We start from the raw sequence: 24197 nt of genomic DNA on the forward strand, positions 1-24197 counted from the left end.
GACAACTGTGCACCCCAGAGCGCCACGCCGAGGACCAGATGCACCCCGCCCCGGATAAATCTGAGACGGTTAGGGGCAGACCGGCACCACCGCAGACCGGCCATCCCGCACCGAGGAGATGACGGGTGACCCTACGACTGGGACGACACCACTTCGACGACGACACCCCCCTGATCATGGCCATCGTCAACCGCACCCCAGACTCCTTCTACGATCGCGGAGCCACCTGGGCCGATGACGCAGCCTATGCGCGCGTCAGCCAGGTCATTGCCGAAGGGGCACAGATCGTCGACATCGGTGGCGTCAAAGCAGGCCCAGGCGCCGCAGTCGATCCCGCCGAGGAACAAGCTCGAGTCGTCGACCTCGTCGCCCGCATCCGCACCGAGTATCCGCAGGTGGTCATCTCAGTCGACACCTGGCGCGCTGAGGTCGCCGACGCTGTCTGCCACGCCGGAGCAGACCTCATCAACGATGCCTGGGGTGGAGCCGACCCCGACCTGGTGCACGTCGCCGCAACCCACGACGTCGCCCTGGTATGCACCCACACCGGCGGAATGACTCCACGCACCGCGCCCTACCGAGTGACCTACGACGACGTTGTCGCGGATGTCATCACCGCCACCACCAGCTACGCCCACCGCGCCCTCGCCGCCGGAGTCGCCCGCGAGTCCCTCCTGATCGATCCAGCCCACGACTTCGGCAAAACCACCTTCCACTCCCTCGAAATCACTCGACGACTCAACGAACTCGTCGCCACCGGATGGCCAGTCCTGGTCTCCTTGTCACACAAAGACTTCATCGGGGAAACCCTGGATGCCGCGCTCGACGACCGGCTCCTCGGCACCCTCGCCGCCACCACCGCCTGCGCGCTCGCCGGCGCTCGCGTCTACCGTGTCCACGACGTCCCACCGACCCTGCAGACGCTCGACATGGCCTGGTCCATCGCTGGACGCCGACCCCCTGCCCGGGCAATTCGAGGACTGGAATGACTGAGCATCTCGCACCAAGTCTCTCCGCCGTTGTCGCTCCCGCTGCGCCGCCCTCCCGGGTGGTGCTGCTCCCGGGGACCCCTCTGCTGCTGCGCCGGAATGCCTCCCTTCACGACCCCGTCGCGGAGCTGCGTGCGGCCTGCCACGCTGCCCTCGCCTGGGTAGGGCCGCACCCGCAGGTCATTGCTAATCCGGCAGGCGGAGAGATGGTGGAGGATCTTCTCGCCGCAGCTGCTGGTGACCCTCGGGAGGGTGAGGGCTGCCGGGGCGGGAGCGGCATCCTGACCGGCACGACGTACGTCGTCGTGGGCAATGGGACCGCGTGTCGCACACCGAAAGCCCCAGGGATGTACGACGAACGCGCCGCCGCTTTTGACGCCCTCATCCGGCGGGCCCTGGTCAACGCTGACGTGACCACACTGACCAGGCTGGACCCGGCGCTGCTCAACGACTTGAAAGTCGACGCGGCAGCACTTCCCGCGCTGATCAGACTCCTTGACACTCCCGGGCACGACCACCCGCCCCTGCGAGGTGAGGTGACCTACGACGATGCGCCGTACGGCGTGCAGTACTGGGTGATGCGATGGGAGCGCACGATCCGTGGCTGAGGGGGCGTCCCACCTGTCGATCAAGGTGAGCTCATCGATGACGACACGCCGACGGCGCACCTGGACGATGATCAGGCGCGCCGTCGAACGTGGACTGGTGCTCAGCCCTTGTGGGTCTTCAGCTGCAGGCCAAACTTCTGCAGCGCCGGGTTCAGCGGCTGGTAGTAAGCAACGTTCTGCTGACCGACCTTCTCCAGGCACTGGGCGCGCCCGTTGGGGCCGGGACGTCCGGCGCCACCACTGGTGATGCCTTGGGCTTGGCTGCCCGAGATCCACGCGCCACCGGAGTCGCCAGGCTCGGTGCACGCATTGGTCTGGGTCAGACCGGTCATCCGGTCGAAACCGCCAGGACGGGTGAAGTTGACTGAGACGTTCTTGGACTGGATCACTCCGCAGGTCCATTGGGTGGTGCGACCGGACTTGCAGATGGCCGCGCCGACCGGAGCTTCTTCGCTGCCCTGGACCGCGACGCCGCGGCCGTTCCACTTGTCGACGCCTGGCTGGCCGGTCCAACCTTGCTCCAGGACGGCGTAGCCCATGTCGGGGCCGGGGAACTCACCCTCGACCGGCCGAGCCAAAGGCTGATTGTTGTGGGTGAAGGGGGCCCGGTTAGGCATGCAGTGACCAGCAGTGATCAGCACATCCTTGCCGTCTTTGGTGGCATTGAAAGCGATGGAGCATTTGCTGCCACCAAATTCGATCTGCTGGCCGCCATAAATGTCGGCTTGAGCAGTGACCTCGGCGTCGGTGCCTTCGACCTCGACGCCGTCCATGCTTTTGGCGGTGTCCTTGGCCGGGTTGACCTGGTCCTTCTTCACCGTGGCCACGACGCGGTTCTTTTCCACGTCAACACGCGCGGAGACCAGCTTGTCGCCGAGCTTTTCGGTGAGTTTCTTGGCCTGGTCCTCCAAGGTCGACATGGACCGGGAGACGACCTTGATCTCGGTGTCCTTCTTGCTGATCTTGTCCTTGACCTTGTTTTTGGCCTCGTCCTTGGTGGCTTGGACCACCAAGACGCCGCGCTTCTGGTCGATGTAGGACCCAGCGTTCTCGCCACTCAGCTCATCTGATGCTTTCTTGGCCTCCTTGCCGAATTCGTTCTGAGCGTCGACGCGCTTCTTGGCGGTCTCCTGGTCGAGGCCGTATTGCTTGGCCAAGTAGTCGGCGGTGATCTTCTTCAGGGAGTCCATGTCCGACTCAATGGACGATGCGGTGCCACCGCGGTTGTTGTCGGCCTTGTTGTCAGCGGCTTGGGCACCGACGGTGGTAGGTGCGATCAGCAGCAGGCTGGCGGTGACGGCCAGCGAGGCGATGGTGGAGGTCTTCACGCGGAATTCCTTAGGGAGGGAACAGTAGAGAAGGCGTGACGGCCGTGGATGACGGGTGGTGCGCCTGAGAGTCTGCCCATGCGGTTAGCGCTAGTCAAGGCGAGACCACTTCCAATAAGCAAGCACCAGAAGGAAATTCATCGAGATATCATCGCGACGGCGCCCCAGGACGATGATCTGAGGCGCCGTCGAGCAAGGACTGGTGTTCAGCCCTTGTGGGTCTTCAGCTGCAGGCCGTACTTCTGCAGCGCCGGGTTCAGCGGCTGGTAGTACGCGGTGTTCGTCTTACCAAATTTCTCCATGCACTGCGGGCGACCGCCAGACGGCGGGGCGATGACATTGGAGCCACTGGTGATGCCCTGGGCCTGGCTGCCCGAGATCCACGCGCCACCAGAGTCACCCGGCTCAGCGCAGGCGTTGGTCTGCGTCAATCCGACCATGCGGTCAAAACCGCGTCCGCCGGGACGGCTGAAGTTCACCGCGACGTTCTTGGCTTGGATCACACCGCAGGTCCACTGGGTGGTGCGACCGGACTTGCAGACCGCCGCGCCCACCGCTGCTTCTTCGCTACCTTGAACGGCGACGCCGCGGCCGTTCCACTTGTCCACACCCGGCTGGCCGGTCCAGCCTTGCTCCAAGACGGCGTAGCCCATGTCGCTGCCCGGGAAGTCCTTCGCAGCCGGGCGGGCTAGCTGCTTGTTGTTATGGGTGAATGGCGTCTGGCCCGAGAAGCAGTGACCAGCAGTGACGAAGACGTCTTTGCCATCCTTCGTGGCGTTGAAGGCAATGGAGCACTTGCCGCCGCCGAATTCGATCTGCTGGCCGCCGTAAATCTCAGCGGTGGCTGTCGGCAGGGTCTCGGTGCCTTCGATGTCGACGCCGTCCATGCCTTTGGCAGCGTCTTTAGCGGAATTGACCTGGTCTTTCTTCACGGTCGCGATGAGCTTGTTGCTCTGGACGTCGACGCGGGTGGAGACCAGCTTGTCACCGAGCTTTTCGGTGAGCTTCTTGGCCTGGTCTTCCAGGGTGTTCATCGACCGAGAGACGACCTTGATCTCGGTGTCCTTCTTGGTGATCTTGTCCTTGACCTTGTTCTTGGCCTCGTCCTTGGTGGCCTGGACCACCAGGACGCCGCGCTTCTGGTCGATGTAGGACCCCGCGGAGTCACCGCGCAGTTCGTCGGAGGCTTTCTTCGCTTCCTTGCCGAATTCGTTCTGAGCATCGGCGCGCTTTTTGGCAGTCTCGTTGTCGAGGCCGTACTTCTTGGCTAGGAAGTCGGCGGTGATCTTCTTCAGGGTGTCTGAATTGGCGTCGATGGACGAGGCGGTCCCCGCTGGTTTGTTATCGGCCTTATTGTCAGCGGCTTGGGCACCAACGGTGGTAGGTGCGATCAGCAGCAGGCTGGCGGTGACGGCCAGCGAGGCGATGGTGGAGGTCTTCACGCAAGATTCCTTAGGGAGGGACTGGTACGGAAGAGGCGTGACGGCCGTGGATGACGAGTGGTGCGCCTGAGAGTCTGCCCAGAGCAGGACCCTCAGTCAAGCGAGCTCCGAATGAAATCACCAGAGCCAGTGGGGAATTCAAACCTTGGGGGCATAGCAAAGTGGCACGCCCGAAAGATCGGGCGTGCCACTTTAGTCACAAGAGAAGACGATCAACGACGGTTGCGGTACCGGTTCCGGTTGTTGTCGTTGTTGTTGTTGTCGTTGCCACCGTTGCCGTTGTAGGTCTTCAGCTGAAGGCCGTACTTCTGCAGCGCAGGGTTCAGCGGCTGGAAGTAGGAGATGTTCTCCCGGCCGACCTTCTCCAGGCAGCGGTCGCGACCGTCAGGGCCAGGAGCGCCGGCGCCACCACTGGTGATGCCCTGAGCCTGGCTGCCCGAGATCCACGCGCCACCGGAGTCACCGGGCTCGGTGCAGGTGTTGGTCTGGGTCAGACCGATCATCCGCTCGTAGCCACGGCCGTCCTTCTTGGTGTAGTTCACCGAGACGTTCTTGGCCTTGATGGTGCCGCAGGTCCACTGGGTGGTGCGACCGGACTTGCAGACCGCCGCGCCCACCGGGGCCTCTTCGCTGCCCTTGACCGCGACGCCGCGGCCGTTCCACTTGTCCACACCCGGCTGGCCGGTCCAACCCTGCTCCAAGGAGGCGTAGGCCATGTCCGGGCCCGGGAAGTCAAACGCGATCGGGCGTCCCAGCGGCTTGCGGTTGTGGCTGAACGGAGCCCGGCCGGCGGCGCAGTGGCCAGCGGTGATGAAGACGTCCTTGCCGTCCTTGGTGGCGTTGAAGGCCACCGAGCACACGCTGCCGCTGAACTCGATCTGCTGGCCGCCGTAGATGTCGTCCTGAGCCTTGGGCACGATTTCGGTGCCTTCGACCTCAACGCCGTCCATACCCTTGGCGCTGTCCTTGGCCGGGTTGACCTGGTCCTTCTTCACCGTGGCCACAACGCGGTTGTTTTCCACGTCGACGCGGGTGGAGACCAGCTTGTCACCGAGCTTTTCGGTGAGCTTCTTGGCCTGGTCTTCCAGGGTGTTCATCGACCGAGAGACGACCTTGATCTCGGTGTCTTTCTTGGTGATCTTGTCCTTGACCTTGTTCTTAGCGTCGTCCTTGGTGGCCTGGACGACCAGCACGCCACGCTTCTGGTCGATGTAGGACCCCGCGTTCTCACCGCCGAGCTCGTCCTTGGCCTTCTTGGCCTCTTTGCCGAACTCGTTCTGGGCGTCGACGCGCTTCTTAGCGGTCTCCTGGTCCAGGTTGTACTTCTTGGCCAGGTAGTCGGCGGTGATCTTCTTCAGGGCATCCATGTCCGAGTCGATGGACGATGCGGTACCACCGCGGTTGTTGTCAGCCTTGTTGTCAGCGGCTTGGGCGCCGACGGCGGTCGGGGCGAGCAGGAGCAGGCTGGCCGCAGCGGCGACAGAAGCGAGGACAGGGGTCTTCACGCGGATTCCTTAGGGAGGGAAGGGTACGGAGTGACTTGTCTGTCGGGGGTGACAGGTGGTGCGACAGAGAGTCTGCCCACGACTCACAGAAATAGTCAAGATTTCTCACAGGGCCTTGGCAGGCTTGAGTGCGTCCCGCATTGAGCAGGAGGAATCCGCGGCAGTGGTGGCGAGTTAGGTCGGCAAGAACCGGGATTCGCGCTGAGTGCCGCTCTGCTGCGCGAGGTGCGGCAGGGAGGTGGTGGGCCCCGGAATGGGGCTCCCGGCGCCGCAGAGAGGCTGTGAGGGTGCTTGAGTGGGTCGTTCGTCCAGCTTGCTCTCGGCTGGGGTGGAGACTGCCCGAAGGGGGCTCCCAGTGTGCCCCCGTGCTGTGCGGGGCTGATTCTCAGGTTTGATTCGGATTTCTCATCGTGGGACCAATCCCGGGCGGTGTCTCTCTTCGTGGACACCGGCTTCTCAGCGAGGAATGACGAAGAGGGCGTACCCGATACCTCGGGTACGCCCTCTTCGTCTCGATCGAGACTCAGCCCTGGTGGGTCTTCAGCTGCAGGCCGTACTTCTGCAGCAGCGGGTTGATCGGCTGGAAGTAGGCGTTGTTGGGTCGGCCAGCCTTCTCGCCGCAGACCCGCTTGCCGCCGACGTTGACACCGGAGCCGCCGCTGTGGACGCCCTGGGCCTGGTCACCGGAGATCCAGGAACCACCAGAGTCGCCACCCTCGGTGCAGGCGTTGGTCTGGGTCAGGCCCTGGACCACCTTGCCGCCGTAGTTAGCTGTGACGTTCTTGGCCTGGATGGTGCCGCAGGTCCACTGGGTGGTGCGACCGGACTTGCAGACCGCCGCGCCCACCGGGGCTTCTTCGCTGCCCTTGACCGCGACGCCGCGGCCGTTCCACTTGTCCACACCCGGCTGGCCGGTCCAGCCCTGAGCCAGCGGAGCGTAAGCCATGTCGTTGCCGGGGAAGGCGTACGCCGCCGTACGGGCCAGCTCGCGGCCGTTGCGGGAGAACACGGCGTTGCCGACGGCGCAGTGACCGGCGGTGATCAGGACGTCTTTGCCATCCTTGGTGCCATTGAAGCCCAGCGAGCAGACGTGACCGGTGAATTCGATCTGCTGACCGCCGTAGACATCGTCCTGGGTGCTGATCTCGACGTCGGTGCCTTCGACCTCAACGCCGTCCATGCCCTTGGCGGCATCCTTGGCGGAGTTGACCTCCTTATCGGAGACCATCGCGACGACCTTGTTGTTCTGGACGTCGACCCGAGCGGAGACCAGCTTGCTGCCCAGCTTGTCGGTGAGCTTCTTGGCCTGGTCCTCCAAGGTCGACATCGACCGGGAGACCACCTTGATCTCGGTGTCCTTGTCCTTGATCTTGCCCTTGACCTTGTTCTTGGCCTCGTCTTTGGTGGTCTGGACCACCAGCACGCCGCGCTTCTGGTCGATGTAGGACCCCGCGGACTCGCCGCCGAGCTCGTCCTTGGCCTTCTTGGCCTCCTTACCGAAATCGTTCTGGGCGTCGACGCGCTTCTTGGCGGTCTCCTTGTCCAGGCGGTACTCCTTGGACAGGTAGTCCGCGATCATGCCCTTGATGGCGTTGGAGTCGCCCTCGATGGAGGAGGCGCTCCCGCCGGGCCGCTTGTCATCGGCAGCCTGGGCGGCGGTGGCGGTCGGCACGAGGAGGAGGACTCCGGTCATGGCGGCCAACGAAGCGAGAGCTCGGGTCTTCAAAACGATTCCTTAGAACGAATGCGGTAGGGGAACAACGGGACTGACAGGGAGGACAGGGCGTGCAGTGAGTGTGCCTGGACGTCACAGATGGCGTCAAGGAATCTCATAGTTGTTTGACAGAAACGTCGTGGCGCTCGAAGATGGCCCCTCGGGCGAGGGTCACCCCTGGTAGGTCTTCAGCTGCAGACCGTACTTCTGCAGCAGCGGGTTGATCGGCTGGAAGAGGGCACGGTTGCCTCGCTGATTGTTCTTGCCACAGGTCGGTGAGCCCGCCTTGACCGGCACTGATCCGCCAGCACTGTGCACCCCCTGCGCCTGATCGCCGGCGATCCACGCGCCGCCTGAGTCGCCAGGCTCAGTGCACGCATCGGTCTGGGTCAGTCCATAGCCCATCCGACCACTGCCGCCGTAATTGTTGGTGACGTTCTTGGCCTGGATGACCCCGCAGGTCCACTTCGTCGTCCGGCCTGACTTGCAGATGGCTGCGCCGACCGGGGCTTCTTCGCTGCCCTTGACCGCGACGCCGCGGCCGTTCCACTTGTCCACACCCGGCTGGCCGGTCCAGCCCTGAGCGAGCGGAGCGTAAGCCATGTCGTTGCCGGGGAAGGCGTACGCCGCCGTACGGGCGATTTCTTTGCCCTCGCGGAAGAACGCGGCATTCCCGACGGCGCAGTGACCGGCGGTGATCAGGACGTCCTTGCCGTCCTTGGCGCCCATGAATCCGATCGAGCACATCCCGCCGCCCGATCCGACCTGGATTTGTTGTCCGCCGTACAACTCTGCCTGGGGAGTGAATTGGGTCTCGGTGCCTTCCACCTGAACGCCGTCCATGCCCTTGGCGGCGTCCTGGGCAAAGGCCACCTGATCCTTCTTGACCTCGACCACGACCCGGTTGTGGGCCACATCGACCCGCGCCGTGATCAGTTTGTCGCCGAGCTTGTCGGTGAGCTTCTTGGCCTGGTCTTCCAGGGTGTTCATCGACCGAGAGACGACCTTGATCTCGGTGTCTTTCGTGGTGATCTTGTCCTTGACCTTGTTTTTGGCCTCGTCCTTGGTGGTCTGGACCACCAGCACGCCGCGCTTCTGGTCAATGTAGGACCCCGCGTTCTCACCGCCGAGCTCGTCGGTGGCCTTCTTGGCCTTCTTGCTGAACTCACCCTGAGCCTCCACACGGTGTGTGGCGGTCTCCTTGTCCAGGCCGTACTGCTGGGCAAGATGCTCTGCGGCCATTTTTTTGACTGACTGAACGTCGGTATCAATTCCACCGGGGGAACCGGCATCAGCAGCCTGAGCGCCGGTCGCCGTAGGGGCGACGATCAGCACACCGGCTGCAGCAGTGACAGCAGCGAGGATTCGAGGTCTCACGAGTTATTCCTTTGATGACGGACCAGGTAGGGGAGGAGGAGTGACAGGTCAGCCCTGGTGCAGTTTCAACTGCAGGTTGTATTTCTGTAGGAGCGGGTTGATGGGTTGGAAGAACGCCGTGTTGCCACGGTCTTTGTTTTTGCCACAAGCTGGCGCGCCAGGCTGGAGGGGGACTGCTCCACCGGCACTGTGGATGCCCTGGGCCTGATCACCAGCGATCCATGCGCCGCCGGAGTCGCCGCCCTCAGTGCAGGTGTTGGACTGGGTCAAGCCATGCCCCATGCGACCGCTGCCGGAATAGTTGATCGTGACGTTTTTGGCGGTGATGGTGCCGCAGGTCCATCCGGTTGTCCGGCCAGATTTGCAGACCGCCGCGCCCACCGGGGCTTCTTGGCTTCCTTTAACACCGACGCCGCGGCCGTTCCACTTGTCCACTCCCGGTTGTCCGGTCCACCCCGGTGCGAGGAAGGCATAGGCCATATCGTTCTGCGGCCAGGTGAACTCAGCGACCGTGGCGAGGGGCTGACCCTGCCGGGTGAGGTTGGGGCTGAGCTCGGCGCAGTGACCGGCGGTAATCAGGACATCTTTGCCGTCCTTGGTGCCCATGAAGCCGGTGGAGCACATGGTCCTGGCCAACTCGTACTGCTGCCCGCCATACAGGTCGGCCTGGGGCTCGGGAATGGCTTCCGCCCCCTCGACGTCGACACCATCCATCCCCTTGGCGGCCTCTTTGGCGGGGTTGACCTGGTCTTTTTTGACTGCCACCACAACTTTGTTGTTGGGTACGTCGACGCGGGCAGAGACCAGTTTGTCGCCGAGCTTTTCGGTGAGTTTCTTGGCCTGGTCCTCCAAGGTCGACATGGACCGGGCGACGACCTTGATCTCGGTGTTTTTGTTTTTGACCTTGTCCTGGACTTTATTTTTGGCGTCGTCCTTGGTGGCTTGGACGACCAGGACGCCGCGTTTTTGGTCGATGTAGGACCCGGCGGAGTCGCCGCCTAGCTCGTCAGTGACCCGTTGCGCCCGGGAGCTGAACTCACCTTGGGCTTCCACCCGCTTCGTCGCGGTTTCTTTGTCAAGGCCGTATTGCTTGGCTAGGTAATCGGCGGTCATCTTCTTCACCGAGTCCAGGTTGGAGTCGATGGACGACGCGGTGCCGCCACGGTTCTTGTCGGTAGGGGCATCCGCCGCCTGCGCGCCGGTGGCGGACGGCGCGAGGAGGAGCAGGCCAGCCAGGGCGGCCAGCGAAGCGATGGTAGGGGTCTTCAACGTGAGGTTCCTTAGGTCGGATGCGGTAGGGGAACGGCAAGACCGTCAGGGAGGACAGGTGGTGTGCAGCGAGTGTGCCCGGGTGTCACAGCTGCCGTCAAGGAAAGCCATGGTTGGTTGACAGAAACGCCCCAGTAGGCCACTCTTGCTTAGCGAATACCTTGCAGCAGAACAAAATTCAGGTTTTTCGCGGTAGCTCGAATGGCCCGTGACAGTGGTCTGTGAGCGCCATTCGGTAGACGCCAAAGCGGCGTATCCGACCATGTCGGATACGCCGCTTCAGTGGCTGGTAAGTGACCTGTGGTCGGCTCAACCTTGGTAGGTCTTCAGCTTCAGGCCGTACTTCTGCAAGATGGGGTTGATCGGCTGGAAGTAGGACACGTTCTTCCGGCCTACCTTCTGGCCGCACATCTTGCCGCCTGGGCCATAGCCGGATCCGCCGCTGGTGACGCCTTGGGCCTGGTCACCTGAAATCCACGAGCCGCCGGAGTCGCCGCCCTCGGTGCAAGTGTTGGTCTGGGTGAGGCCGTAGACCATGTCGTAGCCACCCCGGTCACGGGTGTAGTTGACTGTGACGTTCTTTGCCTCGATGGTGCCGCAGGTCCACTTGGTGGTCCGGCCGGACTTGCAGACCGCCGCGCCCACCGGGGCTTCCTTGCTGCCTCTGACCGCGACGCCGCGCCCGTTCCAGCGGTCGACCCCTGCTTCACCCTTCCAGCCGGTGCCCAGCGATGAATATCCCATGTCACGTCCCGGGAAGTCATAGGCGAGGGTGCGGCCAAGGGGCTGACCTTGGCGGCGGAAAGTCGCATATCCCCGTCCGCAGTGACCAGCCGTGACAAAGACGTTTTGGCTGCCCTTCGTGGCATTGAAACCCAGGGAACAGACGTAGCCGTTGTTGAACTGGATCTCCTGGCCGCCGTACACGCTGCCCTCTTGAGTGGTCGGCGCAGCTTCGGTGCCTTCGACGATGACCCCGTCCATCGCAGCCAGGCTTTCGCGGGCTCGGCGGACGTCTTTGTCAGCGACCGTGGCGACGACCACATTGCGGGCGACGTCGACTCGGGTGGCCAACAGGCGCTTGCTGAGCAAGCCAGCGATGGACTGCTTGGTGGCCTGCAAGGTCGACTCAGATCGCGCCACCACCTTCACCTCGGTGTCGGCGGCTTTGATCTTGTTGGTGGCCTCGGCCCTGGTGGTGTGGACGACCAGGACGCCGCGCTTCTGGTCGATATAGGACCCTGCGGACTCGCCGCCAAGCTCGTCCTGAGCTTTCTGGGCGACCTTGGTGTGTTCTTCCTGGCTGCGGACTCGCTTGATGGCGGTGGCGCCATCAAGTCCGTACTGCTTGGCGAGGTATTCGGCCGTCATCTTCTGGACGGTGCTGAGGTCGGTCTCGGTGGCGCCGGCGCCATTGTCGGCGGCCTGCGCGCCACCGGCGGCGGGGATGAAGAGGGTCAGGCTGGCTGCGGCAGCCAGGGAGGCGAGGGCCCGGGTCTTCACGTGAGTTCCTTAGGGATGGAAGGGCAGATGTGACGGTACGGATAGGGGGTGCCGTCGTTGCGGAGGAGAGTCTGTCCTGCATTCTCAGCTTGAGTCAACATGGCGTTCAGCAATTTGACAGGAAAGTGGTTTAACGGCGACGCTAGGCGATCTCACGCCTCTGAACAGCAAAAATGTGTGTCACATAGTGGCCGACAGCCCCAGATGCGCGCCTCAATGCGGCATCTTGCGGCGTTTTGACGTCCCGCCGCCGTCGTCCATCCGCCGTATCGCTGTGATTCTGATCACTTATCGGCGGAGGTGTGACGGAGTCAGCCCACCTAGTCAGACCCTCACATCGGCGAAGCTGCGCGCCTCGCCGCCCCGCGAAAACCCAATTCCGCAAACAGTCCTCGCCGTACATCCCCTGAGGCCAGGTCGACCCTGCCCACCGATGTCCTCACGCTCCCCATCCACCCCGCCAGGCCTCTCCACGACGATCACCCTGACCGTCTTATCCGCTGAGACAACGGTCGCCGGGGGCTCACCCCCGGCGACCGCGTGACAACAACCGTCAGCCCAGCGTCGTGCTCTGCTGCTGGACCGTCGCCGAATCAGCCTCGATCTCCACGCCGTCAAGGTCCTCGATCGCCTCAGTGGCCGCATCCAGATCAGCGGGATCAACACCGATGATCACTGAGTTGTGCTCAGTGTCGACCCGGGCACTGCGGAACCGCTCACCCAACTTGTCCAGGGCCAGCTGCTGCAGTTCGTCCAACTTCTCCTGAGAACGAGCGACGGCCTTGACCTCAGTGCCATCGCCACGCAACTGCTCCGCCGTCTTCTCATCAGTGGTGAAGATCGTCAGGACGCCGCGCTTCTGGTCGATGTGGCTACCGGCATACGCCTTACCCAGGACCTGTCGCGCTCGCTGGTCGGTTTTGGAGTGCTCGTCCTGCTGCTTCACCCGGACGACAGCAACGTCCGGTTCGAGTCCGTACTGTTCGATCAACATTCGTGCCTGCATCTGCTGCAGCTCACTCAGGCCCGAATTCTCCACAGGGGAGGGCGAGGGATTAACGACGTAGCTGACCGGGGGAGGGGTCGCGGGAATCATGACTGCCAACCTAACAGTGCCATCGCCGCGAATCACCAGGTCCCCGACCGGATTGCCCCCCTGGCAGCGGCACGCACGTCGCCATCGCAGCTGGCCGTGGTTGCCGCGAGGTCGATCAAACCTGAGGGTCGGATTCAGGGAGCTATAGCAGGATGACGCTCCGCGGGAGCGCGCAGGCCGGTCGAGGGAGCGCCATGAGCGGTCGGACCTGGGGCGATGCCGCGTCTCATCACATCTGCATCATGATCCGCCCGGAGAGTGGGTCCGTCCTGGACCGCTGATGTGACATGTCGTTGACCGAGACCGATGAAGGGGAGTCCGCGTGTCCGACGCAACGTCGCCACGACCCGTCTACCACCATCCACCGGAAAAGGTGGAGACCTACCGTTTCCGTTTCATGCTGAAGCCGGACCTGCTGGAGAACCTGTTCTTCGGTGTGACCGCCCTGTTTACTTTGGTGTTCGCGGTCGTGCTGTTGAAGCAGTCCGTGAGTGGCTGGAGCGCGGCCGCCTATGTCATCGTCTTCTGGGCCGTCCTGGCGTACCTGGCTCTGCCCCGGGTGCATCGAGTGTTGACCTCACTTTACGTTCCCGACTACTTCATCGCTCGCTCACGCACCAGCGACGGGCTGCTCGGCGACCCGATCAACCTGGCTGTGACCGGCACCGAAGCCCAGATTCATCAAGCCATGCAAGACGCCGGATGGGTGCTGGCCGACCCGGTCAACCTGACCACTAGCTGGCGGATCGTGATGGCCTCGGTGACACGACGCAGTTACGCCGAAGCTCCAGTCAGCCCGTTGATGCTTTTCGGAAAACAACAGGCCTTCGCCTACCAGCAGGAAGTCGAGGGAAACCCAGCACAACGCCACCACGTCCGTTTCTGGCCGTGCCCCGACGGGTGGCTGCTGCCCGGCGGACACCGAGTGGACTTCTTGGCCGCTGGGACCTATGACCGGTCAGTCGGTTTCTCCTTATTCACCTTCCAGGTCACCCACAAAATCGACCGAGACATCGACGTCGAACGTGACTACATCATCGACTCGATGTGTTACGTCCGACCTGAGGTCAGCGTCACCACACTGGTGGATTTCTCCACCGGCTACCACTCACGCAACGGCGGTGGCGATGTGGTCACGACCGACGGTGACCTCCCCGTCGTCCATGTCGACGCCGTCCCCGTCACCGACGCTCGGCTCACCCCCCAAGACGATGCTGACGACCTGCTGCACAAAGTGGGACGCCGCCCCTTCTCCGTCGTCGCCGCTGGGGTGCTCACCACCTTGTCTCTGCTGTTCTCGCTCGGGGACATCCTCATCGACCTGATCAGCGGCACTGGCGAACTCACCGGCGGCGCTGGTGCCAGCACAGAAGAAGCCATCGGCGTCGGAATCATCGCCGTCATCGTGCTGCTCGGCTGGACCATCCTCGCCATCCTGGCCTGGTACACCTACCAAGGCCGTCGCGGAGCCCGATGGGGCATGCTCGCCCTGCTCAGCCTGGTGATCTTCGGTGAACTGAACCAGTCCTTTGAAGAACAACGAGTCACCGTGGACACCATGTTCTCCATGAGCGTGGATGTGCTGACCCTCTACGCCCTCACCAGCCTCTCCGCCCGTGAATGGACCCAACGACGCAGCAAAGAACACCTTCCCGACGAAGAACTCGGTGAAGTGCACTGGCAAAGCGCTGCCGTCGAACCCAGCGGGACCTATCACACCACCACCGAGCCTCGCCCCCACCAGGTAGAAGCTCTCCCCGAAGCTCCCTACGTGGTCGATCACGAATCCCCTGGACCCTATGTCGTTGAGCCTGTTCCCACCGGCCCTTACGTCGTCGAATCCGGATATCCCTATATCGAACCCGAACGGCCTAGCCGAGCAGATCGACCGCTCAGCCCACCGCCGGAGCAATCCGCCCCGACCACCCGCCGGGAACGTCGCAACAGGTGACAATCGCTTCATGAGCAAGGAGCGCTCGTCCTCAGTCGAGACCCCTCCCGCGCCCTCAGGTCTGCCGACCTCCGCCGGGGCGATCATCCTCGACGAGGGCGGCGACCTGCTCATCCTCAAACCGACGTACAAGAAAGGGTGGACGATCCCCGGAGGCATCGTCGAAACCGACGGGGAGTCGCCCTGGGATGCCTGTCGTCGCGAAGTCGAGGAGGAGACCGGTCTGATCGTGCGGACCGGCCGCCTCGTCGTCGTCGACACCCGACCGGGCCAGATAGCGAAACGCGGCGACAGCGCGCCCCCGCAGGCGCCCGCCCCACCAGTCGGCCTGCGCTTGCTCTTTCACTGCGGGGTCATCCCCCGGATCCAGACCCGACATGTGCGGATTCCGCCGCACGAGATCGCCGCATTCCGATTCGTCCCGCCGCCCCACGCCCTGGCACTGCTCCGACCCGCTGTGTCTCGTCGGGTCCGAGTCGGACTAGAAGTGGCGCATTGCGTTTACCTCGAAGACGGGCACCGTCTCGACGGCGTCTGCTGATCTCGCGCCTCCTCGCCGTCGACGACAGCGGCGGCAGCCTCCTGATCGTTGACGATGGCAGCAGCGGCTTCCAACGCCATCCAGGCCTGCAACTGGGGAGTGAGCTCACAGACCGAGCCGACCGGAAGGTCCACCTCCGCAGGGGTCATCGGATCCCGGGAAAACACCACCGCCGTACGCCGCCGACCCCGGGCGTCCTGCACGTCCTCATCCCACCGGCCGCCCTGCCACCATGCCTGAGCGGTGTCCAGCACCATGGCTGACGCGAGCCGCCTGGCCTGTGACGACAGTAGGGACTCCCGAGCTGCTACCCCCAGATACCGGATCAAGATGCCAGTGAACAACCCGCCATCACCGTCACCATGCGCCGTCACCACCCGTGGGGCGGAATCCTCCTCGGCGCACCACCGCCGATTCACCGCCGCAATCAACGCCTCAGCCGCCGCCATCTCAGCGGGGCCACCCACCGCCAACAACGCCCCCAACAATGTCCCCTGGTTGTAGGTATACACGGTGTCATCCCGCCGACCATCGACATATACGGTGTCTAATGCCAACCCAGCGGTCTCATCGAAACGTTCCCGGTAAATCCAATCCACGAGGTCTCGCGCCCGGTCAACATCACCCGAACGTGCTGCGTGAATCGCCGCAGGAGCGGTCGCCGGTACGTTTTTCCGGTCCCGCTGGACCGTCCAATACACCCCGCCGCCCAGAACATCATCCTGCGCTTCAATCAGCCGCGCACCGATCCGACGTACTGCCCGCTCCGCCTCCACCACCGGAGGTGCCCCCACGACCTGGCCCAACTCGGTTACCCGCCCGGCAGCCAAAACCAGCCAGCCCATGTCATCGAAAAACGCATTCGTCCAACGGCCCCCATTGCGCAGCCATATCCCACGCAATAACTCCCGACCCAACCGCAGGTAGGCGCGGGCAGCGGCATGCCCAGCAGGTGTGCCATCCCAATGCCGCCACCCCGCATCCACGATCGCATCGAGATGATGGGCCTGCCACCAATAGTTCCAACTGAGATCAACAGGCGGAGGGACCGGCAATGCGCGCACCGCCAGATGGGTGCCCGGGATCCCCCAGACCGCCCGTCCGTACGACGGCACCACGCTGCGGGCTGCCAGGTCGGCGCGGGTGGCAGCGGTGACAGCAGAGACGGGCCGTTCGGTCCGATCACAGGGTGAGTTCACCTGCCCAGCCTGCCCTATCACCGGCACGGACATCGACCTGCACACGGATCCGTTTACCGCAGTAGGGAGTCCCCGCCGTACTGTCATTCGCGCAAGCCTCAGGTTCGCGCTCTGGCGACCGTATCAACGACTGTGAGCGAACTGCGTCGAGACATCGTGGAGGCGGCCTCCCGGATGGCCGTCACCTTCGGCACGCGCTCCGCCATGCGCGACCTCGCCGAAGAAGTCGGTGAAACCGAGATCGTGGACGAACTTGCCGCCTGTACGTACGCCGGCGCCGCCGGACTCGTGGCACTCACCGACCAACGCGTCATCGCGATCCGTGACGACTACAGCAAACACCAAGTCCAGTCAGTGCAACTCGCCGACGTCGTCACCGTGGACTACAACCCGACCGTGCATGATGGCTTCGCGCTATTCACCACCAGCGGTCGGCTCGTTGTCCGCAAAATGCGACGAGACGACGGGGACCGGCTCGTTGACGCCTTGCTCACCCAAGCTCCCCACATCTCTATCTCAGTGACCCGCCCCTCCGGCGCCCCCGGCGCTGCACCGCAATCTTTACGCCCTCAGTTGGGCCGACACCGCAAACCAGCTGCGGTCAGTCCGGCCGCAGCAGCAAACGACCCCAGCCGAATGGCTCGCCCCCCAGCCGGAGCGACACCAGATCCCCTGGTCGCCCCCCGCATCTCACCGACCGTGGCCGCGCAAGCCAACGCCGCCCACGTCGCCAGCCAAGCTGTCCTTCACCAGCCGGGGGTGGCCCAGCAGCCTGCGCAGCCCACCTACCCAGGGCAGCAGCCCCTCCCAGGCGCCGTCGACCCGCACCAGTTCAATACGGCGGCAGCGTTTCCGGGAGCAGCGTCACTGCCCGCGGTGGGATCACCCCCGGGGACGCCGTACGGCGGGGCACCAGCTGGTGCGCCGGGGATCGGACCAGTGGGATCTGCGCCCCCTGCCGCACCCGCGATGCCCCCAGGACCCGCCGTGACCCCGACGACCCCCGCGCCGACGCCAGCCTCACCGGCTTCTGCTGGGCAACCCCCGGGAGCTCGGCCCGCTACCGATAAAGAGATCCTCCTGGGTGTCCTGGCTGATCTTCATGCCCAAGGGGTGTTGACCGCGGAAGAATTCGCTGCGAAAGTGCGACTCATCGTCTCCCAGCCCTGAGAAGCGGTCTCCCAGCCCTGAGAAGCGCTAGGAGAGATATGGCTTTTTTCGGGACGAGATGCCCTGCCATGCGGTAAAATTCGGAATTTTCCGATGGGTGAATCATGTCGGAAAAATGATCTGCTCTCGTTAAATCTGTGGGAACGAATAGGTAAGGCTTCGCCGCTCCCACCCCGCGGGTCGTCTGCTCTGACTACGTTGAAACCCGTCAGATGTCATGCCCTTCCGATGGGAGCGTCTCCACATGTCTTCAACGATGAAAGTCGGTCGTCCCCTCAGTGCTCTCGCCGCAGTCGCGATGATTGGCGCCTGCCTCATCCCCTCGGCCCAGGCCTCCGCCAAACCTGGCGACGTCGTAGACAAGCCAGACATCATCGGCGGTGTCGCCGCGTCCAGTGACGAGTTCCCCTTCATGACCTCGTTGCAGTACGACAACCAGCACTTCTGCGGCGGATCCTTGGTGAATCCACGAGTCATCATGACCGCAGCCCACTGCGTCTCCGACCTGGTCCCGTCTATGCGAGGGAAAGTCAAGCCGCACGGGGCGAAGATCGTTACCTTCCCCTTGGCGGGCAAGGCCGCTGCCAAACCAACCACGCCGACCACCACCGCGCCCAAGCCAACCGCCACCGCGCCGAAGCCGACCGCCACGGCACCCAAGCCCAAGGAAGACGACAGCCCCGCCCGCAAGGTCAGCCTGGTCATCGGCCGGACAACCCTGTCGGACAAGACCCAGGGCGTGGAACGCGCGATCCAGTTCCGTGGCGATGAGCCGATGATCCAAGTCCACCCGAAGTACGGCCAGGGCAGCGGATATGACATCGCTCTGGTGATCTTGGACAAACCAGTCGAGCAGGTGGTCCCAGTCTCCTTGCCCACCACGGGCACCGACTCACTGCTGACCCCCGGCGAAAATGCCACCGTCTCCGGATGGGGCAACACTGACGTCGTCCTGCCCTCCTTCCCCGACCGGCTGCGGAAGGTGAACGTGCCGATCCTGGCAATGAACGAATGCCAGATTGCTGGCAACGGTAACTTCAACGCGGCCACCGATTTCTGCGCTGGCAAACAAGGAAAGGATTCCTGCCAGGGCGACAGCGGCGGCCCGATCATGCGCAAGGTCCCCGGACGTGATGAGTACTACCAGATCGGTGTGGTCTCCTGGGGCTTCGGATGTGCAGGGCAAGGCGCTCCTGGTTTCTACACCTCAGTGGGCTCCCAAGAATTGTGGAACACCTTTGACGGGAACGTGCTGAAGCGCTGACCCGACCACCTCTGTTTTCGGCGTACCACCACCGGAACCGATCTGACTGGTGCCTCATCGTCTTTGACGGTGGGGCACCAGTCGTGTGGTGCACAGAGGCACCCGCACAGCCGCCCGTGGGTGGGTGTGGTCGGCGTGGTTGTCGCCCGTGGGTGGGTTGTGGAGGGGGTTTCTTGGGGTTTTGTGGTGGGAAAGCCGCCCGTGGGTGGGTGTGGTCGGCGTGGTTGTCGCCCGTGGGCGGGTGGGGTGCGATGTCCCGGGACGAGCGCAGCAGTACCCGTGGAAACTGACGTGTCTTGACTGAAACTCTCAGTGCGCCAAGGGGTCTCGCCGATAGGAGGGGGTCGGCTCTCGGCGCTGTCAGGAAACGAGGTCGTCCATGGCCGGTGGAGAAGCTCGCTTGCAGTGCGCTCACGTCCGTGACGCAGCTCGCCGGCACGGTGTCCTCGCAGATCCTGATGGACATCCGTGCGCTGGTGTCGGGGGACGTCGGCGGCGTATGTCGATGGTGTTGGTGCTCTGTGTCCTGGCTCAGCTTCTGGCTGCAGTGGCAATCGGTGATCGCGGGTGGGCGTCCGCCCCTGGCTGGCCGTACAACATCGCTGAACATCGCGGCACTCCTGATGGGAGCACTCCGGGTGCCGCGGCGACGATGTCTGTCATTCCTCAGGTGGCGCTGCCCGGTCAGATGGTGAGTTACGCCGCGACTGTCACGGTGCGGCGACCTACCAGTGGTCTCCCACTCACTGACGTTGTGGTGGTCCTCCAGCCTGCTGCGGCAGCGCCGTTCACCTCGAGCACTGTCACGGTGAAGGATGCTTCGGGAGTGACCCGGACCGCCTCGATGTCAGTCGCTCCAGATGGTTCGGGGACGCTGCACTGGTCTGGGAGCGCGATTCCGAGCTCGCCGTTCACGGTGACGGCGTCTGGGCGGGTCTCGGTGTCTGCCACTCCGGGGCAGGCTCTCACCCCAACGGTGACGGCGCAGGCGTATGCCGTTGTTCCGGGTACGTGGAATAGTGACGCTCGCGACTATTTCACGGGGGGTGGAGCTGGGTACGTCGAATATGTCTTCCAGCTGTCCAGTCTTAAACCTGGTTATGGCAGCTGGATTGCTGGGTTGAGTCTGGGCGGGTATGGGTATTCCTGGAATGGATCGATGACTGTCACGGCGACCAGTTCCACTCCGGGTGTTGCCACCCAGTTGGCGGCGATTCAGACGGATTTCACTGTTCGTAGCGCTATGCCGTTGCTGTATCCCTCTGCGCAGGACGATCCGATCGCTACCTATGACCGGCTCCTCCAGTATGCCTACGATCCGCAGACTTTTACCGGGGCCACCTGGGTGCCGGATAACACTCGTATCACGGTGCGGCGTTACTTTTCCGCCTCGTCGTCATACCGGCGGCAATATTTCCATATTGATTCCGGTGACCCGCCAACGAAAGCCGTCACCACTGCCACAGCGACTGGCTGGATAGGTGGACATCCGGCGATCTCGATCGACGTTGCTGCAGCTGGTGCTTCTGTTGCGGCGACGGCTGCGAGTCCTGGACCGGCTGCATCGTCGGGGTCGGTGCCGATGGTCTATACGGTGCGCAACACCGGTGATCTGACGGTGAAGGGGCTGCAGGTCACCGATCCAGCGGTCACCGGAATGAGCTGTGCTGACACCACGGTGGCGCCGGGAGCGAGTACGACGTGCACTGCGAGCGCTGCGGTGCAGGTTGGCGAACTGGTCACGCTGTCTCCGGTGGCGAGCGCTGTCCCTGATCTTGGGGTTGGCGCCCCCAATCAGTCGGCTGTCACTGCCAGCACCACCGGCTATGTTCATGCGCCTGGGGTGGTGTTGCGCACCTTGATTAATGGCGTGGATGCCAATGACATTGGTGCGCGGGTCCCGGTGACATCGGGCCAGACCTACACGGTCACGTATCAGGTCACTGCGACCGGCCCGGCAAACTTGACCGGGGTGAGTGTCATTGACACGACGGGGGGTGGTGCCGCCACGGTGCCGGGGTGTCCTTCCACTGTCCCGGCGCGCAGCACCCGGTCGTGCTCTCAGACTCGGACTGCTCCTGGTGATGGGGTTTTCGTTGATGAAACTGCAATGGTCCAGGGCGCTGATGGTGCCATAGCGGTCACCGCTTCTGATCCGGCGTACGCCGTGGCTACTGCTGCTGCGCGTCTTGTGGTGAGCGCGACGGTTGAGGGGTTGGCTGTCCCTGACGCTGCTGGTGTGCCTCTCGATCAGGGCACCCTTGCGACGGTGGTGTATACGGTCGCTAATGAATCCGGCTCGACGTTGACCGGGCTGACCGTGGCCGTCGATGTGGGAGCGACCCCGACTTGCGCGGCGACGACGATCTCCGCGCATGGCTCCACCACGTGCACTGTGCAGCTGACGGTGCCTTTTGCTCAGCAACTGACCGCTGATGGGTCCGCCGGAGCCAGTGCGGTCAGTGCCACTGCCACGGCTGCTGCCTTTGCGCCGTCGCTCACGGTGGATGTGGAGGTGAAGGACAGCTCATCAAGCACCTGGTCTGGTGCGCAGGGGGTGCCTGGTGCGTTGGTGCCTGCCGGTGCGACGGTCGATGTCCGGTACGTCGTGACGAACACTTCTCCAGTCTCTTTAACTGATCTGAATATTGACCTCCCAACGTCAGCGTCGAGCACGGTGACCTGCCCCCAGTGGACTCTGGCGGTCGGGCAACAACTCACCTGCACCTCTCAGCAGGTCGTCACCTCAGCCGGTGCCGTCACCACCACCCATCGCGGCGATGTCCGTGCGGTACCAACCGGATACACCCATCCGATGGCGGCAGCCACCGATCAGGCCACCACCACGACCGAACCGGTCTCGACGATCACCGCTGCCCTCTTTGTCGACGGCCAAGCTCTGACCGCCAACCCTGGGATGGATCCGGCTCAACGGTCTGTCCTTGAGGTGCAGGTGCGCAACACCGGCAATGTCCCCGTTGACACTCTCACCGCACCGCTCACCGTGAGCTGGCCGGATGGCCACGGCGGGACCCATACCGACACCGTCACGACGACATGCGATAGCGGCCACCTGGATGTCGATGCTGTCACCACGTGTCGAGCCCCGCTGACCGCGCCTTTTGCGCCGGTCGACGTCAACGTCGTCGCCCAGGTCAAGGCCACTCCGGTGGTGCCGCTGGGAGTTGCTCCGCCAGCTGAACCGACGGCCACGCCTACCGGGGTGGTCTCTGTCCATGCCGCACCGGGGGTGCAGATCTTGACCCGGGTGGTGACTCCATCTGGGGTGGATGAGGCTGATGTGCTGCCGGGAGTGTCGCTGCCCGCGGATGCTCCGGTGCAGTTGCACTACGTGGTGAGCAACACCGGGAACGTCCCGATGACGTTCACGGTCAGTGGTGCTGCACTTCCGGCTGGGACTCAACCTGACTGCGGCGGCACGCTTTCCTTGCCAGCGTGGTCCGGCACAGGCACACCACCGTCGACGACATGCACCGCCACGACCACCACTCCGCCACCCACCCAGAGCGCCAATGCCCTGGGCAGCGTCGACGCTCTGTATCAACTCCCCGGCGGGGTGACACAGCCTGGGTCGGCGAGTGATCCCGCCTGGATCCGTGCTGCTACCCCACCGGGGCCAGTCCCACCAGGACCGGTCCCGACTCCGCCGACGACGCCACCCGCCCCGACCGGCCCGACCCCATTCCCGACGCCTGAACCGTCACCGCTCACGCCGTCGCCCTCGGAGCATCGGCCACAGCCCTCTCCGGTCCCGCCGCCGTCACCGTCGCCGAGTAGGCTGCCCACCTCGGCACCGACCACCATCGTGAGCACCGATCACCCTGCCCCGAATCCGGATGCCCGGCCTGCTGTGGTCCCGTCGTCCCTGCCGGTAACCGGCACCGACGTGGGCTATCTCCTGATCTTGGACGTTGGCGTCATCGCCGTTGGCGTTGCCTTGATGAGAATGGGGCGCGGGTCACCCCATTCGGCACGTCGATACGCCGGGCGTCACCGTCCCACGAGATGACGGGAGATCACCAGTCGCTGAATCTGGTTGGTGCCTTCGAAGATTTGGGTGACTTTGGCCTCCCGCATGTAGCGCTCCGCCGGATATGCCTTGGTGTAGCCCACCCCGCCCAGGACTTGGACGGCATCGGTGGTGACCCGCATTGCGGCATCGGTGGCCACCAACTTCGCCACGGACGCCTCCTTGCTCATCGGCAGTCCAGCGTCCTTCAGCCGCGCCGCATGCAGGTACGTCGCTCGTGCCGTCGTCACGGCGGCTTCCATGTCGGCCAGCAGAAACGCCAGCCCCTGGAATTCACTGATACGACGGCCAAACTGATGCCGCTGTCCGGCGTACTCAACGGCGACATCCAACGCCGCCTGCGCTAACCCAGTCGCTGCTGCGGCGATCCCCAACCTGCCTGAGTCGAGCGCGGACAGCGCGATGGTCATCCCTTGGCCCTCGTCACCGATCCGTTGTGTCACGGGAACCCGCACTCCGTCCAGGACGACCTGGCCGACCGTGTCACAGTCCAAGCCCATTTTGCGTTCCGGTGGGGCAAACACCAGCCCTGGGGTGTCCGCTGGGACATGGAAACAGGACAGCCCGCGCGGGCCGTCCGCGCTGGTCCGCGCAAACACGGTGTAAAAATCGGCGTGTCCCGCGTGGGAGATCCACGCTTTGGTCCCGTCCAGGCGGTATCCGTCACCATCACGGGTGGCGCTGGTCGAGATGGCTGCGACGTCGGATCCGGCGTCCGGTTCGGAGAGGCAGTATGCACCCAGGGTGGATCCGTCCAGCATGGCTGGCAGGAACATCCGTCGCTGGTCGTCGGTCCCGAACGCTACCAGCGGGTTGCAGGTCAACGAATGCACTGACACTCCGACCGCCACGCTCATCCAGGCGCTGGCGATCTCTTCGATGACCTGGAGATACACCTCGTACGGTTGGCCGCCGCCGCCGTGTTCTTCCGGAGCAGGCAATGACAACAGGCCAAGCTCACCTAGGTGCGCGAAGACGTCGCGGGGGAAACGAGCCTGAGCTTCGGCGTCGTCGACGACGGGGCGCATCTGCTCGTCGCAGAACTCACGCACCATCGAGATCAGGGTGCGGGCTTCGTCGGTAGGCAGGTGACGTGTCACGGGCATGGGATGACAGTAGGGGGAAGGCCATCGACGACGGGCTGTTAAGCCTGAGTCAATCTCCCACAACGACAGGGAATGTCATTGTGA

The 24197-nt window shown here is 63.9% G+C and carries 17 protein-coding genes; 7 read left to right on the forward strand and 10 right to left on the reverse strand.

Annotation, left to right across the window (positions count from 1 at the left end; translation table 11 throughout):
* The first annotated feature begins 125 nt into the window (after positions 1–125).
* Positions 126–989: a dihydropteroate synthase gene (gene folP / locus KEM60_RS10390; protein WP_255574494.1), complete on the forward strand. Its 864-nt coding sequence runs from the start codon at positions 126–128 to the stop codon at positions 987–989.
* Positions 986–1597: a hypothetical protein gene (locus KEM60_RS10395; RefSeq protein ID WP_219107505.1), complete on the forward strand. Its 612-nt coding sequence runs from the start codon at positions 986–988 to the stop codon at positions 1595–1597. Before folP ends, KEM60_RS10395 begins: the two co-directional genes overlap by 4 nt.
* 101 nt (positions 1598–1698) lie before the next feature.
* Here the strand turns inward: KEM60_RS10395 and KEM60_RS10400 are convergent, their stop codons facing one another.
* The 8 genes from KEM60_RS10400 to KEM60_RS10435 all read right to left on the reverse strand — a co-directional run bounded on the left by KEM60_RS10400 (position 1699) and on the right by KEM60_RS10435 (position 12831).
* Positions 1699–2925, reverse strand: coding sequence for a trypsin-like serine protease (locus KEM60_RS10400; protein ID WP_219107506.1), 1227 nt, complete (start codon positions 2923–2925; stop codon positions 1699–1701).
* A gap of 206 nt (positions 2926–3131) precedes the next feature.
* On the reverse strand, positions 3132–4367 hold the full coding sequence (locus tag KEM60_RS10405) for a trypsin-like serine protease (protein WP_219107507.1): 1236 nt from the start codon (positions 4365–4367) through the stop codon (positions 3132–3134).
* A 212-nt stretch (positions 4368–4579) separates the two neighbouring features.
* Positions 4580–5872 carry a peptidase gene (locus KEM60_RS10410; RefSeq protein ID WP_219107508.1) on the reverse strand — a complete coding sequence of 431 codons (1293 nt, stop codon included), beginning with the start codon at positions 5870–5872 and terminating at the stop codon, positions 4580–4582.
* Between the two features lie 523 nt (positions 5873–6395).
* Positions 6396–7598 carry a peptidase gene (locus KEM60_RS10415; protein WP_255574495.1) on the reverse strand — a complete coding sequence of 401 codons (1203 nt, stop codon included), beginning with the start codon at positions 7596–7598 and terminating at the stop codon, positions 6396–6398.
* A 159-nt stretch (positions 7599–7757) separates the two neighbouring features.
* Positions 7758–8963, reverse strand: coding sequence for a peptidase (locus KEM60_RS10420; RefSeq protein WP_219107509.1), 1206 nt, complete (start codon positions 8961–8963; stop codon positions 7758–7760).
* 48 nt (positions 8964–9011) lie between these two features.
* A complete protein-coding gene (locus KEM60_RS10425; RefSeq protein ID WP_219107510.1) occupies positions 9012–10232 on the reverse strand; it encodes a peptidase in 1221 nt (406 codons plus the stop codon).
* Positions 10233–10541: 309 nt separating this feature from the next.
* Entirely contained in the window at positions 10542–11735 is a 1194-nt protein-coding gene (locus tag KEM60_RS10430) for a S1 family peptidase (protein WP_219107511.1), read from the reverse strand.
* Positions 11736–12288: 553 nt separating this feature from the next.
* Entirely contained in the window at positions 12289–12831 is a 543-nt protein-coding gene (locus KEM60_RS10435; RefSeq protein WP_219107512.1) for a hypothetical protein, read from the reverse strand.
* A 322-nt stretch (positions 12832–13153) separates the two neighbouring features.
* Between KEM60_RS10435 and KEM60_RS10440 the strand changes: the two genes are divergently transcribed.
* Both KEM60_RS10440 and KEM60_RS10445 read left to right on the forward strand, forming a co-directional pair.
* Positions 13154–14782, forward strand: coding sequence for an LssY C-terminal domain-containing protein (locus KEM60_RS10440; RefSeq protein WP_255574497.1), 1629 nt, complete (start codon positions 13154–13156; stop codon positions 14780–14782).
* A 10-nt stretch (positions 14783–14792) separates the two neighbouring features.
* Positions 14793–15323 (forward strand): NUDIX hydrolase, encoded by a 531-nt coding sequence (locus KEM60_RS10445; protein WP_219107513.1) that lies wholly within the window; start codon positions 14793–14795, stop codon positions 15321–15323.
* Here the strand turns inward: KEM60_RS10445 and KEM60_RS10450 are convergent.
* On the reverse strand, positions 15284–16522 hold the full coding sequence (locus tag KEM60_RS10450; protein WP_219107514.1) for a glycoside hydrolase family 76 protein: 1239 nt from the start codon (positions 16520–16522) through the stop codon (positions 15284–15286). The two genes, KEM60_RS10445 and KEM60_RS10450, sit on opposite strands and share 40 nt — an antisense overlap.
* A gap of 132 nt (positions 16523–16654) precedes the next feature.
* On the opposite strand from KEM60_RS10450, the gene KEM60_RS10455 reads away from it, so the two are divergent.
* From KEM60_RS10455 to KEM60_RS10465, 3 genes are all read left to right on the forward strand, one after another.
* Complete coding sequence (locus tag KEM60_RS10455; RefSeq protein WP_219107515.1) at positions 16655–17692, forward strand: SHOCT domain-containing protein; 1038 nt, start codon at positions 16655–16657, stop codon at positions 17690–17692.
* 244 nt (positions 17693–17936) lie between these two features.
* Positions 17937–18956: a trypsin-like serine protease gene (locus tag KEM60_RS10460; protein ID WP_219107516.1), complete on the forward strand. Its 1020-nt coding sequence runs from the start codon at positions 17937–17939 to the stop codon at positions 18954–18956.
* Between the two features lie 379 nt (positions 18957–19335).
* The gene (locus KEM60_RS10465; protein ID WP_219107517.1) at positions 19336–22986 is read left to right on the forward strand and encodes a hypothetical protein; all 3651 of its coding nucleotides are present in this window, start codon (positions 19336–19338) and stop codon (positions 22984–22986) included.
* Here KEM60_RS10465 and KEM60_RS10470 read toward each other — a convergent pair.
* Positions 22968–24113 carry an acyl-CoA dehydrogenase family protein gene (locus KEM60_RS10470; protein WP_219107518.1) on the reverse strand — a complete coding sequence of 382 codons (1146 nt, stop codon included), beginning with the start codon at positions 24111–24113 and terminating at the stop codon, positions 22968–22970. The genes KEM60_RS10465 and KEM60_RS10470 overlap by 19 nt on opposite strands.
* Positions 24114–24197 lie beyond the last annotated feature (84 nt).

The sequence above is a fragment of the Austwickia sp. TVS 96-490-7B genome, assembly GCF_019331795.1.
Lineage (GTDB): Bacteria > Actinomycetota > Actinomycetes > Actinomycetales > Dermatophilaceae > Austwickia.

Excerpts from the sequence above, each read along its gene's own strand:
- KEM60_RS10395 (WP_219107505.1), top strand. The coding sequence starts at position 986 with ATGACTGAGCATCTCGCACCAAGTCTCTCCGCCGTTGTCGCTCCCGCT.
- KEM60_RS10435 (WP_219107512.1), bottom strand. The coding sequence starts at position 12,831 with ATGATTCCCGCGACCCCTCCCCCGGTCAGCTACGTCGTTAATCCCTCG.
- KEM60_RS10445 (WP_219107513.1), top strand. The coding sequence starts at position 14,793 with ATGAGCAAGGAGCGCTCGTCCTCAGTCGAGACCCCTCCCGCGCCCTCA.
- KEM60_RS10460 (WP_219107516.1), top strand. The coding sequence starts at position 17,937 with ATGTCTTCAACGATGAAAGTCGGTCGTCCCCTCAGTGCTCTCGCCGCA.
- KEM60_RS10465 (WP_219107517.1), top strand. The coding sequence starts at position 19,336 with ATGGCCGGTGGAGAAGCTCGCTTGCAGTGCGCTCACGTCCGTGACGCA.
- KEM60_RS10470 (WP_219107518.1), bottom strand. The coding sequence starts at position 24,113 with ATGCCCGTGACACGTCACCTGCCTACCGACGAAGCCCGCACCCTGATC.